Origin of the sequence: Streptomyces termitum, assembly GCF_014650175.1 — a bacterium.
GTDB classification, from domain to species: Bacteria; Actinomycetota; Actinomycetes; order Streptomycetales; family Streptomycetaceae; genus Streptomyces; species Streptomyces termitum.
In genome coordinates this window covers 39,334-55,381 of the sequence record NZ_BMUL01000005.1, presented here as the reverse complement: position 1 = coordinate 55,381, position 16,048 = coordinate 39,334, and the positions used below count along the sequence as shown (strand labels likewise).

15 protein-coding genes are annotated in these 16,048 nt (G+C 75.3%); 6 read left to right on the top strand and 9 right to left on the bottom strand.

Translation table 11 applies throughout. The annotated features are described in order from the left end of the window. Window positions 1–28: 28 nt before the first annotated feature. From IE219_RS11170 to IE219_RS11155, 4 genes are all read right to left on the bottom strand, one after another. A complete protein-coding gene (locus IE219_RS11170) occupies window positions 29–811 on the bottom strand; it encodes an amino acid ABC transporter ATP-binding protein (RefSeq protein WP_189976484.1) in 783 nt (260 codons plus the stop codon). Then, window positions 808–1,707, bottom strand: a complete 900-nt coding sequence (locus IE219_RS11165; RefSeq protein ID WP_189976483.1) for an amino acid ABC transporter permease — start codon at window positions 1,705–1,707, stop codon at window positions 808–810. The genes IE219_RS11170 and IE219_RS11165 overlap by 4 nt, the downstream gene beginning before the upstream one ends. A 109-nt stretch (window positions 1,708–1,816) precedes the next feature. Further along, window positions 1,817–3,619, bottom strand: coding sequence for an FAD/NAD(P)-binding protein (locus IE219_RS11160; protein ID WP_189976482.1), 1,803 nt, complete (start codon window positions 3,617–3,619; stop codon window positions 1,817–1,819). Beyond that, window positions 3,616–4,524 (bottom strand): amino acid ABC transporter permease, encoded by a 909-nt coding sequence (locus IE219_RS11155; RefSeq protein ID WP_189976481.1) that lies wholly within the window; start codon window positions 4,522–4,524, stop codon window positions 3,616–3,618. Before IE219_RS11155 ends, IE219_RS11160 begins: the two co-directional genes overlap by 4 nt. Before the next feature lie 472 nt (window positions 4,525–4,996). On the opposite strand from IE219_RS11155, the gene IE219_RS11150 reads away from it, so the two are divergent. Next, complete coding sequence (locus IE219_RS11150) at window positions 4,997–5,494, top strand: GNAT family N-acetyltransferase (RefSeq protein ID WP_189976480.1); 498 nt, start codon at window positions 4,997–4,999, stop codon at window positions 5,492–5,494. After that, a complete protein-coding gene (locus tag IE219_RS11145) occupies window positions 5,491–6,444 on the top strand; it encodes an ABC transporter substrate-binding protein (protein ID WP_189976479.1) in 954 nt (317 codons plus the stop codon). Before IE219_RS11150 ends, IE219_RS11145 begins: the two co-directional genes overlap by 4 nt. Window positions 6,445–6,519: 75 nt before the next feature. Here IE219_RS11145 and IE219_RS11140 read toward each other — a convergent pair whose 3' ends face one another. Further along, a complete protein-coding gene (locus IE219_RS11140) occupies window positions 6,520–7,797 on the bottom strand; it encodes a DUF5685 family protein (protein WP_189976478.1) in 1,278 nt (425 codons plus the stop codon). Window positions 7,798–8,166: 369 nt separating this feature from the next. Here IE219_RS11140 and IE219_RS11135 point away from each other — a divergent pair, with 369 nt between their 5' ends. Continuing rightward, window positions 8,167–8,601: a cell division protein SepF gene (locus IE219_RS11135; RefSeq protein ID WP_189976477.1), complete on the top strand. Its 435-nt coding sequence runs from the start codon at window positions 8,167–8,169 to the stop codon at window positions 8,599–8,601. 111 nt (window positions 8,602–8,712) lie between these two features. Here IE219_RS11135 and IE219_RS11130 read toward each other — a convergent pair whose 3' ends face one another. After that, a complete protein-coding gene (locus IE219_RS11130) occupies window positions 8,713–10,419 on the bottom strand; it encodes an MFS transporter (protein WP_189976476.1) in 1,707 nt (568 codons plus the stop codon). A gap of 409 nt (window positions 10,420–10,828) precedes the next feature. Between IE219_RS11130 and IE219_RS11125 the strand changes: the two genes are divergently transcribed. After that, a complete protein-coding gene (locus tag IE219_RS11125; RefSeq protein ID WP_189976475.1) occupies window positions 10,829–11,725 on the top strand; it encodes a phosphatase PAP2 family protein in 897 nt (298 codons plus the stop codon). A 66-nt stretch (window positions 11,726–11,791) separates the two neighbouring features. On the opposite strand, the gene IE219_RS11120 is transcribed toward IE219_RS11125, so the two are convergent. From IE219_RS11120 to IE219_RS11110, 3 genes are all read right to left on the bottom strand, one after another. After that, window positions 11,792–12,007, bottom strand: coding sequence for an I78 family peptidase inhibitor (locus IE219_RS11120; protein ID WP_189976474.1), 216 nt, complete (start codon window positions 12,005–12,007; stop codon window positions 11,792–11,794). A gap of 387 nt (window positions 12,008–12,394) precedes the next feature. After that, on the bottom strand, window positions 12,395–13,678 hold the full coding sequence (locus tag IE219_RS11115) for a glycosyltransferase (RefSeq protein ID WP_189976473.1): 1,284 nt from the start codon (window positions 13,676–13,678) through the stop codon (window positions 12,395–12,397). A 166-nt stretch (window positions 13,679–13,844) separates the two neighbouring features. Further along, the gene (locus tag IE219_RS11110; RefSeq protein ID WP_189976472.1) at window positions 13,845–14,540 is read right to left on the bottom strand and encodes a LysM peptidoglycan-binding domain-containing protein; all 696 of its coding nucleotides are present in this window, start codon (window positions 14,538–14,540) and stop codon (window positions 13,845–13,847) included. Window positions 14,541–14,776: 236 nt separating this feature from the next. Between IE219_RS11110 and IE219_RS11105 the strand changes: the two genes are divergently transcribed. Together IE219_RS11105 and IE219_RS11100 are read left to right on the top strand one after the other, a co-directional pair. After that, window positions 14,777–15,559: a DUF8842 C-terminal domain-containing protein gene (locus tag IE219_RS11105; protein WP_189976471.1), complete on the top strand. Its 783-nt coding sequence runs from the start codon at window positions 14,777–14,779 to the stop codon at window positions 15,557–15,559. Window positions 15,560–15,696: 137 nt separating this feature from the next. Then, window positions 15,697–16,008, top strand: coding sequence for a hypothetical protein (locus tag IE219_RS11100; protein ID WP_229849719.1), 312 nt, complete (start codon window positions 15,697–15,699; stop codon window positions 16,006–16,008). Window positions 16,009–16,048: the final 40 nt, after the last annotated feature.

Sequence of the window (16,048 nt, the reverse complement as noted above, 5' to 3'; positions counted from 1 at the left end):
GCGGGGAAGGGGGTGCGGGAGGGGGAGGTCAGAGGACCTTGGAGAGGAAGGCGCGGGTGCGTTCGTGCCGGGGCGCGTCGAGGACCTCGGCGGGCGTGCCCCGCTCGACGATCCGGCCCTCGTCCATGAAGACGACGGTGTCGGCGACCTCGCGGGCGAAGCCGATCTCGTGGGTGACGACGATCATCGTGGTGCCGCCGGCGGCGAGGTCGCGGATGACGTCGAGGACCTCGCCGACGAGTTCGGGGTCGAGGGCCGAGGTCGGTTCGTCGAAGAGGAGCAGGCCGGGTTCGAGGGCGAGCGCGCGGGCGATGGCGACCCGCTGCTGCTGGCCGCCGGAGAGCTGCTTGGGGTACGCCTCCGCCCTGTCCGCGAGCCCGACCCTCGCGAGGAGCGCGCGGGCGGTCTCCTCGGCGGCCCTACGGGGGCGGCGGAGCGCGGAGACGGGGGCCTCGGTGATGTTCTCCAGGACGGTGAGGTGCGGGAAGAGGTGGAAGTTCTGGAAGACGAAGCCGATGCGGGTGCGCTGCCGCAGGATCTCGCGCTCGCGCAGCTCGTGGAGCTTGTCGCCGGAGCGCCGGTAGCCGACGAGGGAGCCGTCGACGCGGACCGAGCCGCCGTCGACCTTCTCCAGGTGGTTGATGGTGCGCAGCAGGGTGGACTTGCCGGAGCCGGAGGGGCCGAGGACCACGGCGACCTCGCCGGCCGCGACGTCGAGGTCGATGCCGCGCAGCACCTCGGTGGTGCCGAAGTTCTTGCGGACGGCGCGGAGTTCGACCTTGGGGGTGGGCGGGGCGGTGACGGTGCTCATCGGGTGCTCCCCTTGGCGTAGTGGCGTTCGACGTAGTGCTGGACGACGGAGAGCGCGGTGGTCAGCAGGACGTACCAGACGGTGGCGACCATCAGCAGCGGCACGACCCGGCCGGTGCGGCCGTAGACGACCTGGACCTGGTAGAACAGCTCGCCGATGGCCATGACGGAGACGATCGAGGTGCCCTTGAAGAGGGAGACGATCTCGTTGGCGGCGTTGGGCAGGATGGAGCGCATGGCCTGGGGCAGGACGATCCGGCGGAGCCGGCGCAGGCGCGGGATGCCGAGGGAGGCGGCGGCCTCCAGCTGTCCGGAGTCGACGGCGAGGACGCCGCCCCGGACGATCTCGGCGGCGTAGGCGGCCTGGTGGAGGGCGAGGCCGAGGACGGCGGCGCTCATGGCGCCGACCAGGCCGGCGGTGTCGAAGGAGACGAGGCCGGGTCCGAAGGGGACGCCGATGCTCAGCTCCTCGTACAGGTAGGCGAGGTTGAACCAGAAGAGGAGCTGGACGATGAGCGGGATGGAGCGGAAGGCCCAGATGTAGCCGAAGGCGACGGTCCGCAGGAAGCGGCTGGCGGACAGTCGCATGAAGGCGAGGACGACGCCGAGGGCGAAGCCGATCGCGGTGCCGTAGAAGGTGAGCTGGAGGGTGACCCAGACGGCGCGCAGGATCGCCTCGGTGGCGAAGTAGCGGGCGAAGACGTCCCATTCCCAGCCGGGGTTGGTGACGAGGCCGTGGCCGAACTGGACGAGGACGACGGCGGTGGCGGCGACGGCGGCCCAGCGCCAGGGGCGGCGGACGGGGACGACGGTGAGTCCGGCGGCGTCGTCGGTGCCGGGTGCCGGTGTTCTGCCGGGGGCGGTCTTCCCGACCGGCGGGTCGCTGGTGAGGGTCATGGCGGGTTCCTCGCTGCTGGGGAGGGGCGGGGCGGCGCCCGTGGAGGACGGGGCCGTGCGGGACGCGGTCGTACGGGGCGGGGCCGTACGGGGCGGGGTGCGGCGGCGGTCAGCCGGCGAGCGGCGCGGACGGCCGACAGGCGCCGTCGCGCAGGAAGGCGAGCGCGGCGCGGGCGGCGGCGTCGTTCTGCGCGAAGGGGAGGCCGCCGGTGCGGGGCCGGACGAAGGCGCCGTTCGACCGGGCGGTGGTGTGCGGGCCGAGGGCGATCCGGTGCGGGTGCGGGCGGCCGTCCCGGTGCACGATCCGCCCGTCGGCGGGGTCCACGGCGAGCAGTCCGTCGGCGGTGGCGCGGGCGCCGTCCTCGTACAGGCCGCGCAGCAGCGGGCTGGCGGTGCGGGTGACGGTGGGGGCGGGCAGCCGGGCCTCGACCAGGGCGCGGGCCGTGGTGGCGGCGCCGGGCAGGGCGGGCGAGGTGGCCCGGAAGAGGCCGTGGCGCTCGTCGGTCCCGACGCGGGTGCGGGGGCCGAGGAAGCGGACGGTCCCGGCCTCGGAGAGGGCGAGCAGGCGGCGCAGCCGGGGGGCGGGCGGGCCGGAGGCGAGGTAGCTGAAGAAGCCGTGCCACCAGTGGTCGGTGTCGACCCGGTCGGCGAGCCGGACGAGCTGGCCGTAGACGGAGAGGACGGCGGCGAAGACGGCGGCGTCGGCGCTGTGGGCGGGGTCGCGGCGGCGGGCCAGGTCGGCGGTGACGTAGGCGCGCAGGGCGTCCTGGAGGTCCTCGGGGTCGCGGGCGCGCAGTCCGTCGAGGGGCCGGTCGAGGGCGTCGGGGTCGAAGCGGTCGGCGGGGTCAGGGACGGCCGCGCGGGCGAGGGCGGCGAGGGCCGGGTCGCCGGGGGCGAGGGCGGCGTAGTCGGCGGCGAAGGCGTCCCGGGCGCGGGTGGCGCGGTCGGGGTGGGCGGTGAGGAGGCGGTGGTAGTGGGCCCAGCCGAGCTCCTTGGCGATGTGCGGCCACACGTCGCGCCGGAAGTCGAGGGGTCCGGTCGCGGCGCGCAGGGCGGCGACCTGGTCGGGGCCGAAGAAGCGGGGCAGCGGGGGCCGTTCGCCGTCGAGGGAGTAGCCGAGCTTGGCGTGGTACGGGACGCCCCGGCGGGAGCCCGCGTACAGCACCGGCTCCCGTCCGGAGGGCACGTACACGAGGGCGTCCTCGGGGCCCTCGTACCGGCCGCCGCGGCCTTCGGTGAGGAGCACCATGAGGTCGACGAAGGCGAGGCCGAGGCCGCGGACGAGGACGGGTTCGCCGGGCGGGAGGACGGACAGGTCGAGGTCGGCGGTGGCGCCGGGCGGCAGGTGGACGAGGCCGTGGCGGGCGGCGAAGGCGGACAGGGCGCGCTGGTCGTCGTCGGGTTCGGCGTCGAGGTGGCCGAGGGTGAGGACGACGAGGTCGGCGGCGAGGGGGGCGGCGCGGCCGGCGAGCCGGACGTGCTGGCGGCCCTCGCGGGGGCCGTCGACCCGCAGGGCGGTGGTGCGGTGCTCGTGGACGGTGACGGTGGCGGGCAGCAGGCCGCGGGCGCGTTCGTACGCCCAGCGCAGGTAGGCGCCCTGCTCGGTGCGGGTGGCGAAGCGGCGGCCATCGGTGCCGGCCCAGTCGGCGAGGGTGGGGCCGGGGAGGACGGGGCCTTCGAGGACGGTGGTGTCGTCGGTGAAGACGGTGACGTCCTCGGCCATGGAGTTCATCCAGAGCAGCGGGGACTGGGCGGTGCGCCAGATCCGGCCGGGGCCGGGCGGGTAGGGGTCGACGAGGTGGACGTCGAGGGGGCGGTCGCCGTACAGCTCGGGCAGGCCGGCGGCGAGCCGTTCGAGGAAGCCGGTGCCGCGCGGTCCCGCGCCGACGATCACCAGGGAGGCGGCGCTCACCGGGCGGTCCCGGTGCCGCGCGCGTACCGCTTCTCCAGGTGGTGCTGGCCGACGGAGAGGACGGAGGTGACGGCCACGTACCAGAGGGTGGCGACGAGGAGGAGCGGGATCACCTCGTAGGTGCGGTGGTAGACGAGCTGGGTGGAGTAGAGCAGGTCCTGCACGGCGATGACGGAGACGATCGAGGTGCCCTTGAGGGTCCCGATGAGCATGTTCCCGGCGGGCGGGACGATGGCGCGCATGGCCTGCGGGAGGACGATCCGGGTGAAGCGGCGGGTCCGGCCGAGGCCGAGGGCCTGGGCGGCCTCGATCTGGCCGCGGTCGACGGAGAGGATGCCGCCGCGCACCACTTCGGCGGCGTAGGCGGCCTCGTGGAGGGTGAGGCCGAGGACGGCGACGGCGACCGGGCCGAGGAGGTCGACGGTGGAGACGCCGAGGACGCGGGGGTAGAGCACGCCGATGTTGAACCAGAAGAGGAGCTGGACCAGGATCGGGGTGGAGCGGAAGAACCACACGTAGCCCCAGGAGACGGCGCGCAGCACGGGGTTGGCGGAGAGCCGGAGGGCCGCGAGCAGGGTGCCGAGGGCGAAGCCGAGGACCATGACGGCGGCGGTCAGCCACAGGGTGAGGCCGAGGCCGCGCAGGACGGCGGCCGAGGTGAAGTAGTGGGCGACGACGTCCCATTGGAAGGCCTCGTTGCGGGCGACCGAGGTGAGTCCGAGGCCGAGCAGGACGAGGACGGCGACGGCGGCGGCCCACTGGCCGGTGCGGCGGGCGGGGACGACGACGGGCGCGTCCGGGGCGGTCTTGGCCGGGCCGGCTCCGGCGGGGGCCGGGCCGGTGGGGGCGGTGGGCGGCCGGAGGTGCGGGGCCGCGTCGAGGAAGCGGAGGGGCGCGGAGGACATGCGAAGGCTCCGTGACTGCCAGAGGCGGATGGAACACGGGGTGCGCCTTCACACGCACGACGACGGACGCGGGACCGGGCCCCTCAGCCCGGTGTCCGCCCTGTGAGGCTAAGGGGATGTGGCGTTCGCCTGTCAAGTCCGTCCAGGATGCGGTCCGTTGGAATGAGGCGTACGTCTCCTACCGGTTGACTGGGGAACGGATGCCTGTTCCACTGAGGCCATGCATCCGCAGCAGCTGGTCACGCGCTCCCACATCGACCTCGGTCGTGTGTGGTCCTCTTCCTGTTGAGCCGTCCCTCTGCGTTTCCCCAGGTCGTCGCGCCTGCAATTCGGCGTCCCCCGGTGTTTTCCCAAGCCGTCGCGCCTGTGCTTCGGCGTCCCCGCTGACGCCGTCCCCCGCCTTCACGCTCCCCTCGCCGGGCCCTCCCCTCCCCTCGCCCGTCCCTGTCGCCCTCCTGTCCGAGGAAGACGCATGCCTCTCACGCCCGCCCGGGCGGCCGCGTTCACGCTGTGCGCGACCACGCCCGACGACCCGCTGGCGCGTCCGCTCCTGGACGAGCTGGCGCACGAGTACCTGACCCGGTACGGCGACGCCTCCGACCTGACGCGTTTCCCGGCCGGCGAGTTCGCCCCGCCGCACGGCGCCTTCCTGCTCCTGCTGGAGGACGGCGTGCCGGTGGCCGGCGGCGCCTACCGCCGGCACGGTCCGGACACCGCCGAGCTGAAGCGGATCTGGACCCACTCGGCGCACCGCCGCCGGGGGCTGGCCCGCCGGGTCCTCGCCGCGCTCGAAGCGGACGCCGCCGCCCGCGGCTACACCCGCCTGTACCTCACCACCGGTCCGCGCCAGCCGGAGGCCCGCGGCCTCTACCTGGCGACCGGCTACCGCCCCCTCTTCGACGTCACCGCCGATCCCGAGTCGATCGGTCCGCTGCCGTTCGAGAAGCACCTGGAGACCCCCGAGCCATGAGCCCGCACCCGCGCACCCGTACCGCCGCCGTCCTCGCCCTGGCCACCGCCGCCGCCCTCGCCCTCGCCGGCTGCTCCGGCGGCGGCCCGGCGGACGCCGCCCCGGCCGGGGCGGCCCGGGACGACCTGCCCACGGAGGACGTCGTCTCCGGCGTGCGGCCGAACGCGGCGGCGGCGAAGCTGCTGCCCGCGGAGGTCCGCGCGCGGGGCAGCATCGCCCTCGCCACCTCGGTCGGCGCCCCGCCGGGCACCACCTACCTCCCGGACGGGCGGACGCTGGTGGGGATCGACGTCGACTTCTCGACCGCGGTGGCGAAGGCCCTCGGGCTGGAACTGAAGCGGGAGACGGCCGGGTTCGAGGTGATCCTGCCCGCGCTCGGCGGCGGCCGGTACGACGTCGGCACCGGGAACTTCGGCGTCACGGAGGAGCGGCGCCGGACCATCGACTTCGTGACGTACGTCAACGACGGCCAGGGCTTCGCGGTCCGGTCCGACAGCCCGCTGAAGGAGATCACCGACCTCACGCAGCTGTGCGGCCTGAAGGTCGCGACCGGGGCGGGCACCACCTTCGAGCAGACCCTGGAGAAGAACCGGGGGCGGTGCGCCGGGGCCGGGAAGGAGCCGTACGAGGTGAACGTCTTCAGCGAGAACGCGGCGGTCTGGCTGTCGCTGCGGCAGGGGCGCAGCGACGTGGTCATGAGCACCATCAACGGCCTGCGGTACGCGGTCGGCCGGCAGCCCGGGACCCGCTTCCTCAACGAGTACCGGCGGCTGGACGTCGGCTTCGCGTTCAAGAAGGGCACGCCGCTCGCGCCCGCCTTCCGGGCCGCGGTCAACGGCCTGAAGGCGGACGGCACCTACGACCGCATCCTGCGGAAGTGGGGCATCACGGGATCGGGCATCGCCGAGTCCCGGATCTCCCCGCCGGAGATCCCCGCCCCGACGAAGTGACGGCTCCGGTCCGGGGCGCGGTCCCGGCCCGGACGCGCCCCGGTCCCGGCGGCGTGCTCCGGTGCCGGCCGGGGGTCAGCAGCCGCAGTCGCACCCGCAGTCGCAGTCGCAGCAGCCGCCGTCCTCGCCGCCGCACGAGCAGCAGTTGGAGCAGCAGTCGCACCCCTCGCAGCAGTCTCCGCAGTCGCACTGCTGGCAGAGGCCGTCCTTGCGCTCCCGGCTCCACGGGTCCTCGTAGCTGCCGCAGCACATCTGGCAGGTGCAGGCGAGGCCGGCCCAGACCGCGCAGCCGGCGAGCAGTCCGCGCCGGTCGCGGCGCGGCGGGCCGGGCGGGAAGGGGCCGCCGCCGCCGGGTCCGGGCGTCCAGGGCCCGCCAGGGCCGGCCGGTCCGCCGGGGCCGGGGGCGTACGGATGGCCGGGACCGGGGCCGTTGGGGGCGTACGGGTTGCCGGGCACTGGTCCGTGGCCGTGCGCGGGCGCGCCGCCGTGCGAGCAGGTGGTGGTGCCGAAGGCGCGGTCGACGGAGACCCGCAGTTCGTGCGCGAGGAGCCGGTGGACGAGCTTGCCGTCGGTGAACTCGGCGTCCCCGAGCGCCAGCCGGATGCCGTGCAGGGCGTCGTCGGCGAGCCGGCGGGCCTCCTCGCGGGAGGTGCCGGTGGCGGTGAGCGGGTTCCAGGCGCCGGCCCCGGCGTCGGCGGCCTGGTCCTCGACGGCGTCCAGGAGGTGGGCGAGGCGGCCGAAGAGGCGGCCCGCCTCGGCGAGCGGCGCGGCGTTGCCGGGCCGTCCCGCGAGGTGCGCGGTGTGTGCGAAGGCGGCGGCGGTGGCGGTCTCGGTGGGCTCGGTGACGGTGAGCAGCGGGGTGCCGATCCCGGCGAGGGCCTCGATGCCGGTCTGCCGGTCGACGGCGTCGACGAGGACGGCGGTGTCGAAGCCGACCGCGTGGCCCGCGCGGGCGCCGGCCCGGTCCCAGGAGCGGGCGACCCGGCGGGCGGCGGCGGCGACCGGCCGACGGGCCAGCAGGCCGTCCCGGTCGGCGACGTGGTCGCGGACCTTGGCGGAGGCGAGGACGAGGGAGACGGCGGCGGCGAGCCGGGCGCCCTCGCCGCGGGCGACGGTGGCGGTGCGCATGGCGCGCAGCGGGCAGGGTCCCGCGGTGCGGCGTCCGGCGTCGGTGACGCCGGTCTGAGCCTCCGTCAGGACCGAGACGATGAGCCCGTCGTAGTTGGTGACGATCCGGGCGAACTGCCCGTGGTCGGCGCGGAGCGCCAGGCACAGTCCGCAGAGGTGGGCCGTCCACTGGGTCTTGAGGCGGTCGGTGAGCCGATGGGTGCAGGGTCTGACGATTCCGAACATTTCCGTCCCCCGTGGAGCGTGCGTGAGCGGTGCCGCGCGGGCGCGCGGCGGGGCCGCCCGGCGGGGCTCCCGGGGGGAGTCGGCGGACGGCCTCGCGGCATCGTAGCGAGGCGGGTGTTCACCCGTACGCGCCCGACATCACCCCTGCGGACCGACTTTCATATTTTCAGCCACATGGCCTTCCGTCACGCCCCGCATACCCTGAGTTTCCTGACGAATCGCCAGAAAATGCCCCTCACGTTCTGCACCAGTACCGTCACGAATCCCCTGCGCGGCGCCTATCCACTTGGCGCGCGATCCGCATCATGGACGACGATAGGGATTGCGGAACCACCAGTGACCGCAGTGACCGCGTGAAAGGAGGCGTCCATGGGATCGGTGCGCAAGGCGAGCGCCTGGCTGGGACTCGTCGAGGACAACGACGAGCGTTACTACGACGACGAGTACGCCGACGGTGCCGAGAGCGGCGACGCCTGGGTGACGGACCCCCGGGTCCGGGTCGCCACGGACACCGCCGAGGAGCGGGGCCGCCGGATCGCCACCGTCTCGCCGGACGGCTTCCGGGACGCCCGGGGGATCGGCGAGCTGTTCCGGGAGGGCGTCCCGGTGATCGTGAACCTGACCGCCATGGAGCCGGACGACGCCAAGCGGGTCGTGGACTTCGCCGCCGGTCTCGCCTTCGGCCTGCGCGGCTCCATCGAGCGCGTGGCCACCCGCGTCTTCCTGCTGACCCCGGCCGACACCGAGATCGTCAGCGGCGAGTCGGGCCGCCGCCGCCAGGACGGCTTCTTCAACCAGAGCTGACGCCCGGCCCCGCCTCCCGCCCGGGAGGCGCCCCCGCGCCACCGCACCAGGACGACCCCGATCTGAGCGGCTCCGCCGGACCGGACCGACGCCGCCCCGGCCCGGCTCCGCTCAGTGGGTCGACCGGGTGACCGCGCCGGACCCCTGGTCGGCCGGCGACGCGGTCTGCTGGAGCGGCACCGCCGGCGCCCCTTCCGCCGCGCGCTCCACCGGCTCCGCCGCTCCCGTCCTCGCCCCCGCCTCGGCCGCCTCCGCGGCCTCCACCGCCGCCTCGACGTCCACCAGGGACTCCATCGTCCGGGGCAGCCGCAGCGCCATCGCGGCCCCCGCGAGGAGCAGGCCCGCGCTGACGAAGAGGGTGAGGTGCAGCCCGTCGACGAAGGCGTGCCGCGCGGCCGTGTGCAGCGCCGCCCCGGCCGCGCCGCCGAGCCCGTCCGCCACCTGGTACGCCTCCCCCAGCGAGTTCGCCGCCGCCTCGCTCGCCGCCGCCGGGACCCCGGGCACCTTCGCCAGGCCGGGGGCGTAGGCCGCGTTCATGACGCTGCCGAGCAGCGCGATGCCCATGCCCGCGCCGAGCTGGTACGAGGTCTCGCCGATCGCCGCCGCGCCGCCCGCGCTCTGCGGCGGGGCCTCGCTGAGCATCGACTCGTACGACGAGAAGAGGGTCGTCTGGAGGCCGAAGCCGAGCAGGACGAAGCCCGCGGTGAGCAGCAGCGGCCGGTCGTGCTGGCCCATCAGCGTGAGCAGCAGCACCGCCCCGGCGGTGAGCAGGAAGCCGAAGCCGACCATCCGGCGCGGGCCGATCCGGCGCAGCGTGTACGCGCCGGTGGCGCCGGCCGCCATGGCGGCGAGGGTCAGCGGGAGGAGCCGCAGCCCGGTCTCCAGGGGGCTGAGCCCGAGGACCAGCTGGAGGTACTGGACGGCGATGAGCTCCAGGCCGACGAGGGCCAGCATGGCGAGGACGATGCAGCCGACGGAGGAGGTGAAGGCGGCCCGGGAGAAGAGGCCCATGTCGATGAGCGGGTGGGCCCGGCGGCGCTGGCGGCGGACGAAGAGGACGAGCAGCAGCGCGCCGAGGAGCAGCGGTCCCGCGGTGCCGGCGGCGAGCACCGGCTCGCCCGCGCCGGCCCGCTTGACGCCGAAGACGCAGCCGAGGACGCCGGCCGCGGCCATCAGCGCGCCGAGGACGTCCCAGGGGCCCGTGCCGGTGCCCCGGGACTCCGGCAGGAGGCGGCGGCCGATCGGCAGGATGAGGGCGAGCAGCGGGATGTTGATGAGGAAGACCGAGCCCCACCAGTAGTGCTCGACGAGGAAGCCGCCGAGGACCGGCCCGGTCGCGGCGCCGATCGCGGCGACCGCCGTCCAGACGCCGATGGCGGTGGCCCGCTCGCGCCGGTCCGGGAAGACGGTCCGGATGATGGAGAGGGTGGCCGGCATGATCATCGCGCCGCCGACGCCGAGCAGGACGCGGGCCGCGATGAGGACCCAGGGCACGGTGGCGAGGACGGCGAGGGCCGAGGCGAGGGCGAACAGCCCGTAACCGAGGAGGAGGACCCGGCGCCGTCCGATCCGGTCGCCGAGGGTGCCGAAGAGGATCAGCAGCGAGGCGCAGATCAGCGGATAGGCGTCGACGATCCAGAGCAGCTCGGTGGAGCTGGGCCGCAGGCTCTCGGTGAGGGAGGGGACGGCGACGTGGAGGATGGTCGCGTCGAGGGCGACCAGGAGGAGGCTGACGCAGAGGACGACCAGGACGGCCCAGCGGTTCGCGTCGCCGCCGGCGGCACGCCGTCCCGTTCGGGCCGTGATCGTCCGCGACATGTACGTACCTCCAAGTGACGCTCTCGCTCCCGGCGGGCGCCGCCGACCTGGACTGATGGCGTGGAGCGGCCCGGCGAGGAGGGGCGAGTGAGCCGTCAGCGTACGCGAGTACGGGCCCCGAGAGGGTGTCGCACCTCTCACGCCGCCGGGACCCCCGGTGTGGCGTACGCCACTTCGGGTGGTCCGCGCGTCACGTGGAATTCCGTGCGGACGGGCGTGCGAAGTAATTCCGCGCCGTGCGATCGGGGTTCCGGCAATCGCCTCCGGCGGCAAAAGGACCGGAGGTCATCGGATTTTCCGACGGGCGTCCGGAATGGGCCGGCCGCCGGGACCCGCTTCACATCACATCGTCATCACGAAGGGAGCGGATCGACCGGGACGGCCGCGCACCCCCTGTAACGTCGATTGGGTGCGTACCGACATCTTTGCCCGGCTGGACCGGGAGCCGGTCCCGCCGAAGATAGAGGTCCCGCGGATGACCCGGACGCGTCTTGCCCTCTTCGGCGGGACGTCGGCGTTCTATCTCCTCATCGTGGTGGCGGTGCTGCTGTCCACCTGGCTGGTGACCCTCGACTGGAAGATCATGCTCTTCCGCCCCTACCAGCAGTGGCCGGAGCTGCACGCCTTCCTGGACTACTACGTCGTCCTCGGCCAGCGCGGCCCCACGGCCGTGATGGTGGCGGCCTGGCTGGGCTGGCGCTCCTGGCGCCAGCACACCCTGCGCCCGCTCCTCTGCCTCGGCGCGGCCCTGCTGCTGCTCAACGTCTCCGTGGGCGCGGTGAAGCTCGGACTCGGCCGGCTCGGCCCCCACTACGCGACACAGGTCGGCTCGCCCGAACTGTTCGCGGGCGGGGACATATTCCCCTCGGGTCACACCGCGAACGCGGTCGTGACCTGGGGCATCCTGGCCTATCTGGCGACCACCCCGCGGGCCCGGCGCTACCTGTCGGCGCTCTCCGCGGTGGTCGCGCTGGGCGTCGGCCTCACCACCGTCTACCTGGGCACGCACTGGCTGAGCGACGTGCTGCTCGGCTGGGCCGCCGGACTGCTGGTCCTGCTGGCGCTGCCGTGGTGCGAGCCGGTGATCGCGGTGGCCGAGGAGTGGGTGCTCGCCCAGCGGGACCGGATCAGGGAGGGGCTGCGGTCCCGGCGCCGCCTGGTGCCCTCGCTGCCGGTCGCGTCCGGCGGCCCCCGGCCGGTCTTCCCGACCCGCCCGGCGGGCGCCGAGGAGCCGTCCCGGGAGAGCGTGGGCACCGCCGCCCGGAGCTCCGCCGCCCGGCCGTCCTCGGACCGCCTGACCGCCTGACCGGCCCCTTCCGTACGGCGAAGGGCCTCCGCCTCGTGTGGCGGGGGCCCTTTCCCGTGTCCGCCGTCAGCCGGCCCAGCAGCGGGTGACGGTGCCGTCCTCGACCTCCATGTTGAGGCGTCCGGCGAGGTACTCCATGGTGACGACCGCGCCGGGCGGCAGGGTCCGCACGACGCGCCAGCCGCGTGTGCGGGCGAGCTGGGCGGCGCCGTCCGCGTCGAGGCCCACATAGGACTCGGGCGCGTCTCGGGGCGGTTCGGGGATGCGCGGTAGGGGTGCCATGGGAACCACGTTAGTCCCCTCGCGGTCACGCTTGCGTCACAACTTCTCGACGGTCGCGGCGGTCTCCGCGCCTCTTGCGGAATGCCCGTTTCCGACGGTTTCCCCGCCTATTCGAAAAGAATCCCGACAGCCCGTGCGAACTGTTCGACAAGAGGTGCGGGACCGCCCCGAATTACCGCACGGGGACCGGTTCCGCGAATTGCGGGAGAGCGCCGCGCGCGACTCCCCCACCGTTCCCTTACACAATGCCTACACCTGTCCCGGCCGTCCGATAACGGAACGCGGACCCGCCCCCGGCGGCCGCCGCGACGGAATCCCGACGGCCCGGAAGGAACCCCTCCGCCCGGACCGGCCGGCATGGTCCGGCGCGGTCCGGCGCGGTCCCGGTCAGCGCAGTCCGGCGCGGCGCAGGGTCCGGCCCGCGGCGGCCTTCAGCGTGTAGCCCGCGTCCAGCACGCCGCCCACGGCCGCGTGCAGGGCGGCGGCCCCGGGGCGGTGCGCCCGGGAGACCGCGCCCCGGTCGAGGAGCCGCGTCCAGAGCTCCTCGTGGCGGGCGGCGACCGGCGCCGGGTCGAAGCGCTCCGCCGCCGTGCGGGCCGCCCGGCCCGCCGCCGCCCGCAGCTCCTCGTCCGCCATCAGCTCCCGCAGCGCCCCGGCGACCGCGTCCGGGTCGCCGACCGGGACGAGCCGCCCGTCCACCCCGTCCTCGACGATCTCGCGCGGCCCGTGCGGGCAGTCCGCGGCGACCACCGGGAGGCCGCACCGCATCGCCTCCACGATCGTCATGCCGAACGCCTCCCGCTCGGAGGTCACCGCCGCGATGGAGCCCTTCGCCCACTCCTGCTCCATCGTCCGGACCTGGCCCATCAGCCGTATCCGCTCCCCGAGCCCCAGCGCCGCTATCTGCCGGTCCAGCGCGGACCTCAGGTTCTGCGCGGCGTCCCCGCCGCCGTAGATCCGCAGGCTCCAGTCCGGGTGCTCGGCGGCCACCCGCGCGAAGGCGTCGACGAGGACGTCGTACCGCTTGACCCGGGTGAGCCGGCCGGCCGCGACGACCACCCGGGCCGCCGGGTCGGCGGGCGGTCCGGCGGGCGCCGGCACGCTGTTGGGCACGGCCTCGACGCCGACCCCGGCGGGCAGGCCCAGCCGCCGGTAGGCGCGCGCGTCGGCCTCGGTGACGGTGGTGACGAGGTCCAGGAGGGCGTACTCGTGGGCGATGTCCCGGCGCAGCCGGTAGCTGTGCCCGTCGAGGACGAGGTGCTCCTGGGCGACCAGCACGGGCCCCGGGGCCGCCTGCCGGGCCAGCTGCACGTTGAGCCCCGGCCGGGTGGCGACGACGACGTCCGCCGCCACCGCGGCCAGGTGCTCCCCGATCCGCGCGTCGGTCAGCGCGCTGTACTGCTTCCACCGGCCGTCGCCGCGCGGGAAGACCCGGGCGGGCCGGTGGTGGTCGGGGTGGTCGCCGTCGTATCCCGGCGATTCCTTCCGCAGGTCCACGAGGTGGCGGAGGGTCACCCCGGGCGGCAGGTCGAGCCAGGGCCGGTCGCGGTGGCGGAAGACCGAGACGATCTCCACCTCGTGGCGCTCCGCGAGTTGGCCGGCGAGCGTGAACGTGGTCCGGATCGTGCCCCCGTAGTGATAGCCGTTGTGCAACAGGAAAGAGATGCGCATCTGCCGGTTCCCCCCGGTCAGTTGTTCGGTTCGGCCGACTGTACTGGGCGGCACGCGGGCGCCCCCGGTCGGCCGGGGGCCGGACGGGGGCGCGGGGGAGCGGGAGGAGGCCCGGAAGGGGCCCTGGTCAGAGGGGCGCGTCCGGGGCGGGAAGGGCCGTTCGGCGTCAGAGGGGCGCGATCCGCAGCATCATGCCGACGGCGATCCGGTTCGGATCGGGGCCGATGACGTCCTTGTTGGCCTCGTAGAGGCGCTGCCAGCCGCCCCGGACCGCGAAGCGCCGGGCGACCGAGGCGAGGCTGTCCCCGGGCTGCACGGTGTGCACCCGGCCGCTGAGCCCGTACCGCTTGGAGCAGACCGGCCAGGCGCCCCAGCCCTGCACCCGCAGGACGTCCTCGGCGACCGTGATCTGCTGCTGACGGGTGGCCAGGTCGGCGCGGCGGGCGTACTTCAGGCCGCCGAACTCGACCCAGGTCTGCTGCCAGAACTGGAGGCCGCCGTAGTAGCCGTTGCCCGTGTTCGCGTCCCAGCGGCCGCTGCTCTCGCACTCGGCGACGCAGCCCCACGGCCACTGGTCCCCGGCGCAGGCGTGGGCGGGGACGCCCGCCGGGCCGCCGGCCGGCGGCGGGGGCATCGCCCCGGTGCCGGCCGCGTCCGTCCCGCCCCGGGCCGCTCCGACGGCCTGCGCGGCGGCGGCGAGCGCGGCGTCGGCCGCCCCGGCACCGGCCCCGGCGGCCTCCGCCACGCCCTGCGGGACCGGTCCGTCGTCGGCGGCGGCGAGCGGCGCCTGCTGGAGGGCGAGCAGCGCCGCCGCGGAGGCCGCCACGAGCGAGCCGGCTGTCCACAATCGGATCATCGACATCGCCGCAGGCTAGGTCGGCCCTCCGCGGCCCGGACCGGTGCCGCGCGGAACACTGTTCACTTCCACCCGGTCGGCGGCACGGCCGGAGACGGCCCGCCCGGGACCCCGGCCGCGGCGCGCGGGGGCAACTTGCCCGGCCCCCGCGCGTGACCCCGCCCGCGCCTGGCCCGTTGAACTCGGCATGGGACGCCCGGGAACGGCCCGGGTCCGTCCGCACCGACTCCAGGGAGCCCCCCGTGCCGCGCATGCTCGACGTCAGCGAGGACGTACGCGCCGAGATCGGCGACGAAGAAGCCGACCGGCTGCTCGCCGGCGACAACGCCCCGGGCAGCTACGACTGCACCTCCTGCCGCACGCCGGGCGACTCCGAGCAGGAGCGCACCAGCACGGTGCTGTTCGTCGGCGAGGAGACCGCCGTCCTGGCCTTCGCCCACGCCACCTGCATCCCGTCCCAGGTCGTGCGGGTCGCCGAGGACCAGCTCCAGGGCGCCGTCGCCTCCATCACCGCCGCCGACGCGGCCGACGCGCTCACCGCCTCCCACCCCGAGCAGGCGGTGCTGGGCGTCACCAGCGGCCTCGTCCTCATCGACGGCGAGCTGCACCCGGCGCTGGTGGTGGAGCCGACCGCGCCGGTGGCCCGGCCCGGTTCCGGCGGTCTCACCGACGAATTCCTGCCGCTCCTCGCCGACCAGGGCTTCCAGCCGGTCGCGGACCTGAACACCCGGCCCGCCACCCTCCCCGGCTGGTCGGTCCTGGTCGCGATGGGCCAGCTGCACTCGGTGCTCCAGCCGGGCGCGGGCGGCATCGGCCAGGCCGCCTGGTGGCAGGCCCACCAGCCGCTCCAGGTCACCGAGGGCTGGCGCGCCGCGGCCAACAAGTCGCACACGGTCCTGGTCTTCGCCGCCCCGGTCGGCTCCATCGGCCAGCAGCCCCGCGAGGACCTGCTGCGCGACGCCCTGGAGAAGGCCGCGGTCAACGGCCGGCTGGTCGCCGCCGCGATGCCGCTGGCCGGCACCTGATGGACGACGGGCGCCCGGAGCGGGGGCCGGGCGGACCGGGACGGCCCTCGGGCGTTCCGGCCGTGCCGCGCCCCCGCCGGGCCCCTCTTTCGGAGAGCCGCCCGCATCCCGGGGACGGCGGGGTCGTTGGCACCTGTGTGCACCCATACGACCCCTTCCCCCAGCCGTATCCGAGTCCGATCCCCGCCATGCGTCCGGCGCGGGACCTTCCGGACGGGTACGCGGCGACGCCGATCTTCGACGCCCTGTGCGCGGAGTACCGGCGGACGTTCCGCACGCTCCCCGGCGACCGCAGCGGCGAGGAGGAGCTGGCGTTCCGGGCGTTCGGCACGACGCGGAGCACCGGGCTGCACCACCTCCACGGGCCGCCGCCGGCCCGCTGGCCGGTCCCGGCGCGGCAGCTCCCCCCGCGGGCGGCGCTGCCGCCCGCGCCGCGCGGGAACCTCTGAGCGGGCCGGAGCGCGGGAAGGGCCGGGGCCGGAGTCGTAC